Origin of the sequence: Luteitalea sp., assembly GCF_022842525.1 — a bacterium.
Taxonomy (GTDB): domain Bacteria; phylum Acidobacteriota; class Vicinamibacteria; order Vicinamibacterales; family Vicinamibacteraceae; genus Luteitalea.
The window spans coordinates 17,145-30,998 of the sequence record NZ_JALHPM010000071.1; the positions used below are offsets into that span (position 1 = coordinate 17,145).

The window sequence follows — 13,854 nt, forward strand, 5'->3', positions numbered from 1 at the left end:
CGGAGGCCTCGCCGAGGCGTCCCCCCAGCGTCCCGATCCAATAGCTGAGTATTGTCGGCCGGCCGACAAGCGCGCCGTGGCGCCGACATCAGGTTCTGGCGCTGATCACCAGATAGGCCGCCACCGCGACGAAGAGGATGTTCGGCGCCCACGCCGCCAGCGCCGGCGCCAGCACACCAGCGCTCCCCACCGCCGCAAACAGGCTCTGCGTCGTCCAGTACAGAATCGCCAGGACGATCCCGATGCCTATCCCGAACAGGGTGCCCTTGCGCCCCGTGGTGACCCCAAACGGGATGGCGATCAGCGTCATGATGACGGTGATGAAGGGGAAGGCCATCTTGCGGTGCAGGGCGACCTGCAAGGCCACGGTGTTGTACCCGGCCTGGTTCAGCTCGGCAATGTGCGACCGCAGCTGCTGCACCTTGAGCCGCTCGGCCAACACCGCCTCCGGTTCTTCGACGCCGAAGTAGTCGGGCGCCTCCATGGTCACCGTGGTGGTGGGGAAGACCTTGAAGTCGGTCACGGCATTGCGGTCGCCGAAGGTGCGCTGCCACCCCAGGTCGGCACGCCACGTGTCGGCATCCATGTGGGTGGTCACCCGGGAGTACGTGCGTCCGGTGACGTTCCAGCCCCGCGATCCGAAGGTGTAGACCGTCAGGTCCTCGAGGCGAGCGGCCCGGGCATCGAAGCGTCCGTAGTGATAGAGCTCCCCGCGGCTGCCGGCCATCCACTGCCGGCTGGCGACCCCGAACGTCCGGGCGACGCCACTGCGGATGGTGCTCCTGAGTTCCTCGGCTCGTCGGTTCGAGGCCGCCAGGATGCTCTGTTCCATCCCGAAGAGGACCGCACTCCACACGAAGCCGAACAGCAACATGGGCACGGTGGCCCGGTAGAGCGACACGCCGCAGGCCTGCATGACGGTCAACTCACTGGTGCGGGTGAGCAAGCCGACGGTCACCAGCGTCCCGACCAGGGCCGCCATGGCCGTGATGTAGTAGACGTACTGGGGCGTCGAGTACATGAAGAAACTCAACAGCATCTGGCCCGTCGTCCGTCCCTTGAACAGGTACTCGCTGAAGTCCGTGAAAATCGCGATGTAGAAGACGGCCAGCATGCCCAGGAAGGTGACCGCGAACACGCGCAGGTAGATGCGGCTCAGGTACCGATCCAGCAGATTGAACGAGGGCAGGAGCCCCTGCGGCACCTTGATGACCACGACGACCTGACGACGCCCCCGAGCCGGAGGCCCGGACACCGCCGGCGCAGATCGTGTCGCTGGCGCCGCTGTGCGGCTTCCTCGCACCTTCGCGACCAACGCCGCCAGGGCGTCCGGGTACGGGATGCGGATGGTGGGGGAGAACTCGTACCCGCGCGTCTTGAGGACCAGCAGCGCCAGACCGGCCCCGCCCAGCACCAGGTTGGGTATCCACAGGGCGAACTCCGCCGGCACCTTCTGGCCCTTGGCCAGCGCCTCGCCCATGTACATGAGGACGTAGTACACCAGCACCACCGCGATGCCGATCACGAAGCCGGCGTTCTTGCCGTCCTTGCGGTGGCTGACCCCCAGGCCCAGCGCGATGAGGCCGAACACGAGGCACGCCACCGGGATGGTGTACTTGCGCTGGATCGCCATGATCGGGTTGTGCGGCGACATGCCCTGTTCCCGCATCTCGCGCGCCTTCGTGCGCAACTGCGGAATGGTCAATTCGTTGTCACCGGGCGTGAGGCCCTGTCGGGGGAACACCGTCTCCGGATCCAGCTGGACGGTCAGCGACCCGAAGTCCTGCAGCTCGTACTGCGCCGGCGTGTCGGCCTTGGACCGATGGAGGATGCCGTCCTCCAGAATCAGGTCCACCCGCCGCTGCGCCGGCTCGAGGACGAAATGGCCTCGGTCCGCGGTCAGCAGCTGCGTCTCGCCCGGTGTGCGCGTGTCGGCCAGGAACACGCCCTTCCAGCCCCGCGTGTTCGCGGGCACGTCGCGCACGTACAGCACGAGGTTGGGAAACTCGTCGAAGAAGACGCGCGGTCGCACGTCGCCCTCGGCCTTGGCCTGGATGATGCGGAACGTGATGTCACGGAACGCCTGGTTCGCCCGCGGCATCGCCTCGATCATGATGTAGGCCGTCGCGGCGGTCCCGATGAGGGCCATCAGGGCGACCGGTCGGAGGATGCGGTACAGGCTTACGCCGCAGGCCTGCATGGCGACCGCCTCGCGATCCGCCGACAGCCGTCCGAGCGCCATGAGCAGGCCCACCAGCAGGCTGATGGGAATGGTCAGGGCCAGCGACGAGGGCAGGAGCGTGAGCAGGATCCGGCCGATGATGGGCAGGGTCACGCCCTTGGCGATGAGCTTCTCCGCCACGTCCATGATCGTGGGGATCTGCAGCAGGAACGTGAGGATCAGCAGCGTCAGCGTGAACGGCGCCAGCGTCTCACGAATGATGTAACGGTCGAGCGTTCGGAGCATGCGGGAAGGGTCAGGAGGGGAGGCACGCCACGAGGGTGCCGCTCATCAGACGATCATTTCAGAACTTCGGGCTGGAACCAACCACTTCGCGAGCGGCCAGGGCTTCCAGGGCTCGGCGCTGGTCAGCCGTCCCCGCGATGGCCAGCAGGTCCGCCGCACCGATCGGCGCGAACGGGTCAGGATTGGTGATCATCTGGCCGTCGCGCAGGATGCCGACAACGGTCGCGCCTGTCCGTGTGCGAATGGCCAGCTCGGCAATCGACCGGCCGTCCATGGCCGATCCGACGGCGACCTCGACCCACGAGAAGTCGAACAGCTGCCCGGCCGCCCCCAGTTGCACCAGTTTCTGGTAGTCGCTGTCATCGCCGAACAGCGGGGCATACATCTCCTGCCGCAACTGGGCGCTCACGCGATGGACCTCGGTGACGCCGTAGTCCATGTGCAGCAGCGACTGCCGCACCATCTCCAGGCCGGCTTCGAGTTCCGGTTGCACGACTTCGGCGAGCCCACGCGCCTGCAGATGCCGCAACTGCTCGGCGCCTTCCGCGCGCGCGACGATCCGGGCCGCCGGATTGATGCGACGGACCTGCTCGATGATGGCCTCGGTCACGCTGATGATCGGCACCGTCACCAGCACCAACCGCGCCTTCCCGACGCTCGCCGCCTCGAGGACAACCTCCTGGGTGGCGTCGCCGAACACCACGGCCGAGCCCGCCTCTCGTGCCTGGTCGAACCGCCGGTAGTCCAGTTCGATCAGGACGGCGGGCAGCGTGAGCCGTTGCAGGAACTGCGCGGTGAACCGTCCGACGCGGCCGCCCCCGACGATGACGACGTGGTCGTGGAGGCCGCCGGTGGGGAGGTTGATGGTCTGGAAGGGTTCCCGGCCGGACCGTCGCCGCCACCACGCGTAGATGGGCGTCGTGAGCCCGGAAATCGCGGGCGTGAGCACCATGCTCAGGACGGCCGTGTTCAGGACCAGGGTGAAGGCCTCCGCGCTCAGGGCACCTGAGCTGAGCCCCACGCGGCCGAGCACGAAGGCGAACTCGCCGATTTGCCACAAGCCGAGGCCCACGGCCAGCGGCACCACATTGCGATACCCGAAGGCGTAGGCCAGGCCGCCCAGAATGGCCGACTTCGCGACGAGGCTGGTCAGCAAGAGGACGAGCACTTGTCCTCCGGTTGCCAGCAGCAGGCGTGGATCGATCAGCATGCCGACGGACGCGAAGAACAGCATGCCGAACACGTCGCGCAGCGGAATGATGTCGCTCAGGGCCTGGTGGGCGTAGTCCGACTCGCTCAGCACCAACCCGGCCACGAACGCCCCGAAGGCAAACGACAAGCCGAACAGGTACGTCGCGTAGCCGACGCCGAGCCCGATGGCCGTAATCGCCAGCAAGAACAGCTCTCGCGACTGTCTCACGGCGATCACCTGCATCAGCCGCGGCAGGAGGCGCGTGCCGCCGACGATCATGAGCGCGAGAAACAGGATCGCCTTGCCGGTCGCCACCGCCAGGGCCCGCAGCCCGGCTTCCGGGTCCGACAGGGCGGGCAACAGGATCATCAGCGGCACCACGATCAGGTCCTGGGCGATGAGGATGCCGATCATCACCCGGCTGGACAGTGTGCCCATGCGGCCCTGGGCCATGAGCGTCTTCAGCAGCACCATCGTGCTGCTCAGGGAAATCAGGGCGCCCAGCCAGAGGGACGTCACCCATGGCCATCCGAACAGTTGGCCCAGGGCCGTGCCCACGAGGATGGTCAGGACCATCTGGATCGGGGTCCCGATCAGGGCAATCCGGCGGACCGGTTGCAGTTGCTTCAGCGAGAATTCCAGGCCCAGCGCGAACAGCAACAGGGCCACGCCGATTTCGGCCAGCAACTCGATGTCATGCGTATTGGTGACCGCTCGGCCGACCGAGTGCGGGCCGACCAGGACGCCGGCCAGGATGTAGCCGAGGATCAGCGGCTGGCGCGCTGCCTGGGCGACCAGTCCGCCGACCAGGCCGGCGACGATGACGATGGCGAGATCGGCGGCGATGCCCATGGGGGTGTGGGGCCGATCCTAGCGGGTGAAGTGGCGCGCGGTCGAGGGCCGACCGCCATCGTTAGGGCGAATCACACAGAACAATCCACACACGCCTTGCACAGGGCCGAAACAGGCCTGAACGTATTGAGTCCGATAATACACATTATGTTAACTAAAGACTGTGCGGGTCTGTTTCTCCAGGCCGCTGGGCTCGGGTGCTCTCCAGCCGCCCTGGGCTGACGGCCCTACCCCTTCTCAGTCGTCGAGGTCCTGGTCGTCCAGGCCCTGCAGGTGCGGCGTGCTCTCGCTTGGTGCGGTCTCGGCGGGGTCATCGCCAGTGGCCCGCTTGGTCTTCAGGTCGTCCAGAATCCGTTCGAGGGTCGCGATGACCTCGTCGGGTTCCACCTCCGCCTTCTTGAAGCTTAGCGAGAAGGCGAACTGCTTGGTCGGCGCCTTGTACGTGAAGGTGAACGGGCGTGGGCGCCCCTGTCTGGCGAGCTTGGGTTTGACCTGTTCGCGGACTTCCTGGCGCGTCATCCCGCCGTGGCGCGACATCTGCTCGACGAGGGCCGCCATCTTCTCGGGCTCGCCCTGCCTAACTACCTGCAGCAGCAACGACTTGGAGGAAATGTCGGCCAGCCGACAAAGATGCTTGATGTGCTCCGGCATCTGGTTCAGCGAGAGCGACTCGGTGATGACCGTCCGACTCTTGCCGAGCTTCTGCGCGAGGCGCTCGTGGGTGTAGCCGGCCTTCTGACAGAGGGCGTGCAGAGCTTCGGACTCTTCGAAGGGGGTCAGGTCCTTGCGCTGCAGGTTCTCTACCAGCGCGATCTCCAGAATCCCCACATCGTCTACATCGCGGATCACGACCGGGAGTTCGTCGATGCCGGCTCTGACGGCAGCCTGGTAGCGCCGCTCACCGGCCACGATCTGGAAGCGCGTGCCGCGCTGGCGCACGACGATCGGCTCGATCAGCCCCTGTTCCTTGACCGAGGCGATCAGCTCGGAGAGGTCGCCCATGACCTGTCGGGGCTGGTTGGGATTCGGGTCGATGTGCTCGATCGGGATCATCCGGCCGATCGGGTCGCCGGCCGACGCCGTGAGGGTCTCGACGTAGTGGGCGTCGTGGCGCATCCGCACGCTCTCGGGCAAGCCTCGCTTAGACACGGCTGAGGACCTCCTCGCTGACGCTGTAGTACTCGGACGCGCCAGACGACTCCGGCGCGAAGCTGAAGATGGCTTCCTTGTAGGCCGGGCTCTCTTCGAGTCGCACGCTCTTGGTAATCACGGTCTTGAACACCTTGGGGCCAAACACTTTCTTGATCTGATCGCGGATGTCGCGGGCCAGGCTGGTACGACGGTCGTGCATGGTGATGAGCACGCCCAGTACCTGCAGGGACGGGTTCGCCCGCACCTGGACCTTCCCCACCGTCTCGAGCAGGTCGTCCGTGCCCTCGAGGGCAAAATAGGACGACTGGATGGGGACGACCAGATGGGACGCCGCCACCAGCGCGTTCACCGTCAGCAGCCCCAGCGTCGGCGGGCAGTCGATGACGATGTAGGGGAACTCCGCTTCGAGGGGCGCGAGCTTTTCCTTGAGCCGGAAGTGCGCGTCGAGCTCTCCGACCAGCTTCGCTTCGAGCTTGGCGAGGGCGATCCGGGCGGGGGCGATGCTCAAATGGGGCTGATTGGTCGGTCGGATGATCGACGGCAGCGTGGTGCCGCTGTCCCCCGTCATCGCCTCGTACATGTTGGGGCCAACGGTCGCCATGTCGAGAAAGGACATGGTGCTGTTGGCCTGGGGGTCCAGGTCGACGAGCAGGGTCGGCTTGCCGCGGAGCGACAAGGCGGCCGCAAGGTTGATGGCGGTCGTGGTTTTTCCCACGCCGCCCTTCTGGTTGGCAATGGCCAGGATCATCGGCAGTCGGGTGGCCCCCCCGCGCATTCTACGGGAAGGTCGCGGATTCACATCTTGTACTTGCCCATCTCCTCGGGATCCAGGCTCTCCAGCCAGTGCTGGAGTCGCTCCGTGTCCTGCGAAGTGGGCGTGTCGAGGGGCTTGGCGTCGGCCAGTACGTGTTCGGCGACGAACACGGGGGCACGGGTGCGGAGCGCGAGCGCCAGCGCGTCCGACGGTCGGGCATCGAGGGCGAGACACTCCCCGTTGGCCAGCAGGTAGATCATGGCGTAGAAGGTCCCCTCGCGGACGTCGGTGATGTGAATCTCGGTGACACGGCCGCCCAGCGCCTCGAGCAGGTGCTTGAGCAGGTCGTGCGTCATCGGTCGTGACGCGCCGCTGTTCTCCAACTGGAGGGCGACGGCGTGCGCCTCGAACATGCCGATCCAGATTGGGAGGGTACGCTCCCCCGCCTCGTCACGCAGGACCAGGATGGGCATGTTCGTGACCGGGTCCATCATCAAGCCCTTGATCAGCATCTGGATGGCCATCACCCCTCCACCTCGAGGACTTCACCGCGCACGCTGTTGGGCCCGGCGGCCGTGATGCGCACCTGGGCGAGTCGCCCGAGCCACGCCGGGTCGCCCGGCAGATTGACGACGGTGTTGCCGCTGGTGCGGCCGGAGAGCTCATGCTCGCGGCGCCGACTGGTGGCGTCGATGAGGACCTGCTCGACCCGGCCGACCGACTGGGCATGCAGGTCCGACTGAATCTCCCGCTGCATGGCCTGCAGTTCCACGATCCGTCGCGTCTTTTCCTCCTCGGCGACGTCGTCTGGCATCCGCTTGATGGCGAGCGTCTTCGGGCGCGGCGAGTACTTGAAGCTGAACATGCTGTGGAAGCGCGCCGCGGCCGTCAGCGAGAGCGTGTCCTCGAAGTCGGCCGTCGTCTCTCCCGGGAAGCCGACGATCATGTCCGTGGAGAGACAGATCCCCGGCACGGCCTCCCGCACCTCCTGCAGGATTTCCAGGTAGCGCTCGCGCGAATACCGGCGACGCATGGCGGCCAGCACGCGGGTCGAGCCCGACTGCACCGGCAGGTGCAGGTGCTTGCAGACCTTGGGGAGCGCCCGATAGGCCTCGAGCAGGCGCGACGTGACGTGCCGTGGATGCGGACTGGCGAAACGAATCCGCTCGATACCCTCCACCTCGTGCACGCGCTCCAGCAGCGCCGCAAAGTCACACGCGCCATCGTCTGGCGCCTGGTAGTGGTTGACGATCTGACCGAGGAGCTGGACCTCGCGATGCCCGCGGGCGGCGGCGTCGCGCACCTCGGCGAGAATCTCGGCGGCTGGACGCATCCGCTCGTGGCCACGGGTATACGGCACCACACAGAAGGCGCAGAACTCGTTGCAGCCCTCGATGATGGTGACGTAGGCCTTGATTGCATCCCCACGACGGGCGATGCCGAGGGGGAAGGACACGTCTTCGTGCGGGTTGATGTCGATCTGCGGCCCGATGTCCTCGTCGAGCGCCCGCGTCACCAGCATCGGCAGCTGCTTCACGCGCTGGGTGCCGACCACGATGTCGATCAGCTTCGAGCGCTTCAGCAAGGCTGCGCCTTCCTGCTGCGCCACGCACCCGGTGACCGCGATGACCGGCGTGTGACCGACCGCCCGCGCGGCGTCCCGGAACTCACCGAGGCGCGTGAACAGCTTGTCCTCGGCCCGCTCCCGCACGCTGCACGTGTTGATGACGATGACGTCGGCGTCGGCGGGGTCGGCCGTCGACTCGAATCCGGCGGATTCGAGGAGGCCGGCGAGCCGCTCGCCGTCGTGCATGTTCATCTGACAGCCGTAGGCCTCAACCAGATACTTTCGAGCCACGTCCCCTGCCCTTGCGCCCGTCCTGTCGACCGGCACTTTCGCTTTCGCCTTTTGCCGCCGCTTCGCTTTCGCCCCGCGGACTTTCGCTAGCATTCGACCGCCTGCCGGGTGAGCGCGACGACGCCGCGCCCGTGGCCTTGGCGGCGAGGAGCGCCCGCGCGCCGTCGAGCATGGGGGCTGACGTGTCCCCGGCCATCATGCGGGCCAACTCCTCCACCCGCAGGTCTCCCTGCAGCGGCGCCGCCGAGGTCAGCGTGCGGCCAGCGGCCACCCGCTTGCTGATGTGGATGTGGGCGTCGGCGTAAGCCGCGACCTGCGGCAGGTGCGTCACGCACAGCACCTGCGCGTGGGCCGACAACGCCCGCAGTCGAGCGCCCACCGAGTCCGCGACCCGCCCGCCGATGCCGGCGTCCACCTCGTCGAAGATGAGGGTCCGGCCTGCCACATCTGGGGCGTCGAGCACCTTGACCGCGAGCATCACCCGCGACAACTCACCGCCGGACGCCACCCGGGCGAGCGGTCGGGGCGTCTCGCCCGGATTGGCCGACAGGAGCAATTCGACACGGTCGATACCCGCCGCCGTCCACTCCCCCTCACCCGTCGCTTCCTGGAAGCGGAAGGAGACGTCCGCGTGGGGCATCGACAGGTCGGCGAGTTCCGCGCGCAGTCGTGCCGTGAAGGGGCTGGCGGCATGCTGGCGCTCGAGCGACAGGCGCCGCGCCTGGGTGCGGAAGGCGGCCGCGGCCTCCTCGGCCGCCGCCTGGAGCGCCGACAGCTGGCCCTCGGGTTGCTGCAACGCCGCCAGCTGGTCGGCCAGCGTCTGCTGGCGGGACCGGACCTCGCTCAGGCTCGGCCCGTACTTCCGCTTGAGGCGCTCGAGCTGCGCGAGGCGGTCCTCGACCTCCTGTAGCCGCTCCGGCGACGCGTCGCGACTCGTCACGTACTGCCGCAGAAAGAACGCCAGGTCGTCGAGCTGGGCCTTCACGCCATCCCGAATCGCCGCATAGGGCTGGACCGACGCGTCCACCTCGGCGAGATCGTCGAGCCGTTTCCAGACGAGCGCCAGACTCTGGAGCGCCGCGTGCTCGTTCTCGTAGAGCGCGTCGTAGGCCTCCTGGCCGAGTCGCTGGAGGCGGTCCGCGTTGGCCAGCACCTGTCGCACCGCCGCCAGCTGCTCATCCTCATCCTCGAGCGGCTGCACCTTGTCGATCTCGCTTGCCTGGAACGAGAGCAGTTCGATGCGGGCGGCGCGTTCCCGGGCATCCATCTGCGTCGCGGCCAGGGCGTCGCGGGCTGACACCCACGCCGCGTAGGCGCGTCCCACCATGGCCCGGGTCGTCGTCAAGCCGGCGACCCGGTCGAGCAGGTCGAGGTGGGTCTCGGGGAGCTGCAGGGTCTGGTGCTCGTGCTGCCCATGCAGGTCCACCCACCCCGACACCCGCTCCCGCATCGTCGCCGCCGTGACGAGGACGTCGTCGATGAAGGCGCGCGAGCGGCCCTCCGACGAGACCTCGCGGCGGACGATGACATCGGGGCCCTCCGGGGTCGCGATGATGGCCTGGACGATGGCGGTGGTGGCGCCGGTGCGGACCATGTCGGCCGAGGCCCGGCCACCGAGCAGGAGGCCGATCCCCTCGACGAGGACGGACTTGCCGGCCCCGGTCTCACCCGTGAGCACGGTCAACCCGCCCTCCAGAAACAGGTCGAGGGTCTCGATGACCGCGAGCTGGCGGATGCTGATGAAGCGGATCATGAGTGGGAGGACGCCGGCCAGCGCGTCGGACCGAGGACAAGGTCAAATGGCCAGAACTGCCACGATATCATAGAGTTGACGCTGATTTTGCACGCGTGGTAGGCTTCGGACTTCGCGCCTTCCCAGCGGCGCATTCGAACATGTATAGCGGAGGCCTGTTTGCAGACGCTCTGGGTGTACGCTCTTGCCCTGCAAGAGCTGACCGGACCCGCGGCGGAGACCGCGGAGACGGCAACTGACGTCATTTCCCTCGTCACCCGGACCGGGCTCATCGAGCAGCTCGTCCTCGCACTTCTCGTCCTCTTCTCCGTGGTCTCGTGGGGCATCGTGGCCTACAAGACCTGGGCGTTCCGGAAGGCTGACGCACAGACGCGCCAGTTCCTCGACGTCTTCCGTCGCAGCAGCAAGTTCTCCGAAGTGCAGGCCGTGTGCCGGTCGCTTGGCGAGAGTCCGCTCGTCGGGCTGTTCCAGGCGGGCTATGGGGAACTGAATACCCAGTTGCGCGGCGCCACCGGGGACAAGCCGGCGACAGGGGCCGCTCGTCCAACGCTCAAGAGTCTTGAAGCCGTGGACCGGGCGCTGTTGCGCGCGAGCGGCACGGAACTGGCCAAACTGGAAGAGCGGGTGGGATTTCTGGCGACCACGGCAAGCATCGCGCCGTTCATCGGGCTGTTCGGCACCGTCTGGGGCATCATGACGGCCTTCCAGGCCATCGGCGCCGTCGGGTCCTCGAACCTGGCCGTCGTGGCGCCTGGCATCGCCGCGGCGCTGATTGCCACGGCGGCCGGGCTGTTCGCGGCGATCCCTGCGGTCTATTTCTACAACCACTTCACCCACAAGGTGCGCGGGTTCGCCTCGGCGATGGAAGACTTCTCGCTGGAGTTCCTGAACATCTCCGAACGCAACTTCACCTAGGCGCCACGCCCGGACACGACCAATGCCCAAGGTACAAGCGGCCGGCGGTGGCGGGATGGGACGCGGACGACGAGGGCGGGTGGTGGCTTCCACCGCCCTCTCGGAGATCAACGTCGTCCCACTCGTGGACGTGATGTTGGTGCTGCTCATCATCTTCATGGTGGCCGCGCCGATGATGACGCGTGGGCTCGACGTGAACCTGCCGGTGGCCCGGCGGTCGCAAAGCCTGAGCAGCGAGCGCGTCTTCGTGACGATTCCCCTGTCGTTCGGCCAGGATCGCCGCGTCCAGCTCGACGAGGAGTTCATCCGGGTGGATGTGCTCGGCGAACGCATGCGTCAGACGCTGCAGGGCAAGACCGACAAGTCGGTCTACCTGCGCGCCGACGGCGAGGTCACCGTGCAGCAGACGATGACGGTGATGGATGCGTTGAAGGCCGCTGGCGTCGAGAAGGTGGGGCTGGTGTCGCGACTTCCGGGGGAGAAGTAGGCGCCTCGTGGCCTCCCCCGCCCCGCCTTCGATCGGCTACGGCACGCCCGGCCAGGCCTATGCCCTGGCCGGAGGTGCTCCGGACCGCCGGGCGACCGGACCGGATGGCTTCAAGCGCATGGTCCTGCTGTCGCTTGCGGCGCATGGCCTGTTGATCCTGCTCGTGGTGCTGTCGCCGTCCTCGTGGCGCACCAGTGATGCGGACCCGCGGACGGTGATGACCATCAGCCTGGGTGGAGCGCCAGGGCCGCGCGCCGGTGGACTCACCTCGATGTCTGGGCGCCCCGTGCAGCAGGCGGTCCCGCTGAAACCCGATGAGAAGCCGGTGCCGATCGCGCCTCCCGCCGCCAAGCCGCCGGAGATGACCGAGCCGACCAAGGCGGCGCCCCGGCCCGCCCCGAAACCGACCACGACGCCCCAGACCTCGGCGGAGCAGGCACGCGCGAAGGCGCCCTCGACGGGGGCGCGTGTCAGCGAAGGTCAGGCGAAGGCCGATACGGGCGTTGTCAGCGACAGCATCGGGTTGTCGACCGGAGGCGGCGGCACCGGCGGCCAAATCAATCTGGGCAACTTCTGCTGCCCGGCCTATGTGGCAGAGATGCTGCAGATCATTCATCGCAACTGGCGTCAGCAACAGGGGGCGCGAGGCGCCACGGTCATGAAGTTCGTGATCGACCGCCAAGGGACCCTGAGTGGCGTCGCCGTGGCCAGGACGAGCGGCAACTTTCTGCTGGATCAGGCCGCGACGCGAGCGCTGACCCTCACGAAACTGCCGCCGCTGCCCCGCGAGTACACGAATCCGACGCTCACCGTGAACCTGGAATTCAACTTCACCCAATGACGACAGCTCCCCGACTCCTCCTCAGCGCGGCCCTCGGGGCCCTCGCGTCCACCGTGCTGGTGCTGGCCGCGCCGCAGGCCCGGCCGCTGCCGGCCTCGCAGCAGCCCGCTGCGCCCCAGCCGCCCCCGCCGGTCGGTGCTCCCGACGCGCCTGCGCCGCAGCAGCCTGACCAGATCGGCGTCAGCATCACCCTCTCCGGAGGGGCCGCGCCACGACTGGCCGTGCCGAGCTTCATCGCCGCGACGCCCGACCTGAAGGCGGCGGCCGACACCATCGGGCAGGTGCTGTGGGAGGACCTGCGGTTCGAGCGCGAGTACGACCTGATTCCGCGGGCGAGCTATGCGCCGATCACCCCTGCGACGTCGATGGAGACGGTGCCGTTCGGGCAGTGGAAGGAACTCGGGGCCAACGCCGTCCTCATCGGCACGGTGCGGCAGAACGCCTCGAGCCTGACCGTGCAGGCCCGTTTGTTCGACATCGCGACCCAGCGCAGCGTCTGGGCCAAGGAGTACACGGCCTCGTCGAGCAACCCGCGCCAGTTCGCGCACACCATCGCCGACGAACTGCACAAGGAGCAGCGGTCCCTCGTGGGCGTCGCCCGCACGAAGCTGGCGTTTGCCAGTGACCGCGACGGCGAGCAGGCGCGCGGCACCGTGGAGCAGCGCAGCATCAAGGAGATCTACATCGCCGACTACGACGGCGAGGGACAGCGCCGGGTGACGGTCAACCGTTCGCTGGCGATCAACCCGAGCTGGTCGGCCGATGGCCGCGCCATCGCCTACACGTCCTATCGCCGCGGCTACCCGGACATCTATGTGTCGTACATCTACCAGGGCAAGATGGATCAGCCCGCGGGCGGCACCGAGGTCATCCACAATTTCCTGCCCGCCTTCTCGCCGGATGGCGCGCGCATCGCCTTCATGACCAACCGTGACGGCAACATGGAAATCTACTCGGTCAACCGCGACGGCACCGGACTCCGGCGCGTCACCCGTCACCCCGGCAACGACTCCACGCCGACCTGGTCACCGGCGGGCAACCAGATTGCCTTCACCTCGGACCGCACGGGGTCGCCGCAGATCTACATCGTCGACGCCGATGGCCTCGGGCAGCCGCGTCGCATCACCAGCGAGTCGTGGGCTGACCGCGCCACGTGGTCGCCGGCGCCCTACAACGAGATTGCCTATGCCGGGCGCAACGGCCCGGGCTTCGACATCAAGATCTTCAGCCCCGAACAGGGGCAGATTCGCACGATCACCGACAGTACCGGCAGCAACGAGAGCCCGTCGTGGGCGCCCAACGGGCGTCACCTGGCGTTTGCCTCGACCCGCGCCGGCCGGACCCAGATTTTCACCATCGCCCGCGACGGCCAGGACCTGCGCCAGGTCACCAAAGCGGGCAACAACGTCCAGCCCAGCTGGTCGCGTTGACCCTGATGCGCCTGTGTTCGCCGACATCCCGGCGCGCCTCGGCCCACGCTCTGAAGGAGACGTCTCGCATGTCCGCTCGCCTTGTCCGCCTCGTCGCCCTGCTCCTGGTGGTGGTCGCCACCGCCACCGCCTGCAGCCGGAAGAAGCCCCCGG

General features: G+C 67.6%; 11 protein-coding genes. 4 read left to right on the forward strand and 7 right to left on the reverse strand.

What is annotated here, in order from left to right:
• Nucleotides 1-88 precede the first annotated feature (88 nt).
• The 7 genes from Q0C41_RS15210 to recN form a co-directional block, all read right to left on the reverse strand.
• Entirely contained in the window at nucleotides 89-2,467 is a 2,379-nt protein-coding gene (locus tag Q0C41_RS15210) for an LptF/LptG family permease (protein WP_291984856.1), read from the reverse strand.
• 58 nt (nucleotides 2,468-2,525) lie between these two features.
• Nucleotides 2,526-4,511, reverse strand: a complete 1,986-nt coding sequence (locus Q0C41_RS15215) for a cation:proton antiporter (protein ID WP_291984858.1) — start codon at nucleotides 4,509-4,511, stop codon at nucleotides 2,526-2,528.
• A 237-nt stretch (nucleotides 4,512-4,748) separates the two neighbouring features.
• Complete coding sequence (locus Q0C41_RS15220) at nucleotides 4,749-5,660, reverse strand: ParB/RepB/Spo0J family partition protein (protein WP_291984860.1); 912 nt, start codon at nucleotides 5,658-5,660, stop codon at nucleotides 4,749-4,751.
• Complete coding sequence (locus tag Q0C41_RS15225; protein ID WP_291984862.1) at nucleotides 5,653-6,411, reverse strand: ParA family protein; 759 nt, start codon at nucleotides 6,409-6,411, stop codon at nucleotides 5,653-5,655. The genes Q0C41_RS15220 and Q0C41_RS15225 overlap by 8 nt, the downstream gene beginning before the upstream one ends.
• Nucleotides 6,412-6,458: 47 nt before the next feature.
• Nucleotides 6,459-6,941: a bifunctional nuclease family protein gene (locus Q0C41_RS15230; RefSeq protein ID WP_291984865.1), complete on the reverse strand. Its 483-nt coding sequence runs from the start codon at nucleotides 6,939-6,941 to the stop codon at nucleotides 6,459-6,461.
• Complete coding sequence (miaB, locus tag Q0C41_RS15235) at nucleotides 6,941-8,236, reverse strand: tRNA (N6-isopentenyl adenosine(37)-C2)-methylthiotransferase MiaB (RefSeq protein ID WP_291984867.1); 1,296 nt, start codon at nucleotides 8,234-8,236, stop codon at nucleotides 6,941-6,943. Before miaB ends, Q0C41_RS15230 begins: the two co-directional genes overlap by 1 nt.
• 16 nt (nucleotides 8,237-8,252) lie before the next feature.
• Complete coding sequence (recN, locus tag Q0C41_RS15240) at nucleotides 8,253-10,028, reverse strand: DNA repair protein RecN (RefSeq protein ID WP_291984869.1); 1,776 nt, start codon at nucleotides 10,026-10,028, stop codon at nucleotides 8,253-8,255.
• Between the two features lie 159 nt (nucleotides 10,029-10,187).
• Between recN and Q0C41_RS15245 the strand changes: the two genes are divergently transcribed.
• The 4 genes from Q0C41_RS15245 to Q0C41_RS15260 are packed head-to-tail and all read left to right on the forward strand — an operon-like array spanning nucleotide 10,188 to nucleotide 13,701.
• Nucleotides 10,188-10,943, forward strand: coding sequence for a MotA/TolQ/ExbB proton channel family protein (locus tag Q0C41_RS15245; protein WP_291984871.1), 756 nt, complete (start codon nucleotides 10,188-10,190; stop codon nucleotides 10,941-10,943).
• 22 nt (nucleotides 10,944-10,965) lie between these two features.
• Nucleotides 10,966-11,430 (forward strand): biopolymer transporter ExbD, encoded by a 465-nt coding sequence (locus tag Q0C41_RS15250; RefSeq protein ID WP_291984873.1) that lies wholly within the window; start codon nucleotides 10,966-10,968, stop codon nucleotides 11,428-11,430.
• A gap of 7 nt (nucleotides 11,431-11,437) precedes the next feature.
• Entirely contained in the window at nucleotides 11,438-12,271 is an 834-nt protein-coding gene (locus Q0C41_RS15255) for a TonB family protein (RefSeq protein WP_291984875.1), read from the forward strand.
• Nucleotides 12,268-13,701 (forward strand): LpqB family beta-propeller domain-containing protein, encoded by a 1,434-nt coding sequence (locus tag Q0C41_RS15260; RefSeq protein WP_291984877.1) that lies wholly within the window; start codon nucleotides 12,268-12,270, stop codon nucleotides 13,699-13,701. Before Q0C41_RS15255 ends, Q0C41_RS15260 begins: the two co-directional genes overlap by 4 nt.
• The last annotated feature ends 153 nt before the right edge of the window (nucleotides 13,702-13,854 follow it).

Coding starts and splice junctions, on each gene's coding strand:
- Q0C41_RS15260 (WP_291984877.1), top strand. CDS start 12,268: ATGACGACAGCTCCCCGACTCCTCCTCAGCGCGGCCCTCGGGGCCCTC.
- Q0C41_RS15250 (WP_291984873.1), top strand. CDS start 10,966: ATGCCCAAGGTACAAGCGGCCGGCGGTGGCGGGATGGGACGCGGACGA.
- miaB (WP_291984867.1), bottom strand. CDS start 8,236: ATGAACATGCACGACGGCGAGCGGCTCGCCGGCCTCCTCGAATCCGCC.
- recN (WP_291984869.1), bottom strand. CDS start 10,028: ATGATCCGCTTCATCAGCATCCGCCAGCTCGCGGTCATCGAGACCCTC.
- Q0C41_RS15225 (WP_291984862.1), bottom strand. CDS start 6,411: ATGATCCTGGCCATTGCCAACCAGAAGGGCGGCGTGGGAAAAACCACG.
- Q0C41_RS15230 (WP_291984865.1), bottom strand. CDS start 6,941: ATGGCCATCCAGATGCTGATCAAGGGCTTGATGATGGACCCGGTCACG.
- Q0C41_RS15215 (WP_291984858.1), bottom strand. CDS start 4,511: ATGGGCATCGCCGCCGATCTCGCCATCGTCATCGTCGCCGGCCTGGTC.
- Q0C41_RS15210 (WP_291984856.1), bottom strand. CDS start 2,467: ATGCTCCGAACGCTCGACCGTTACATCATTCGTGAGACGCTGGCGCCG.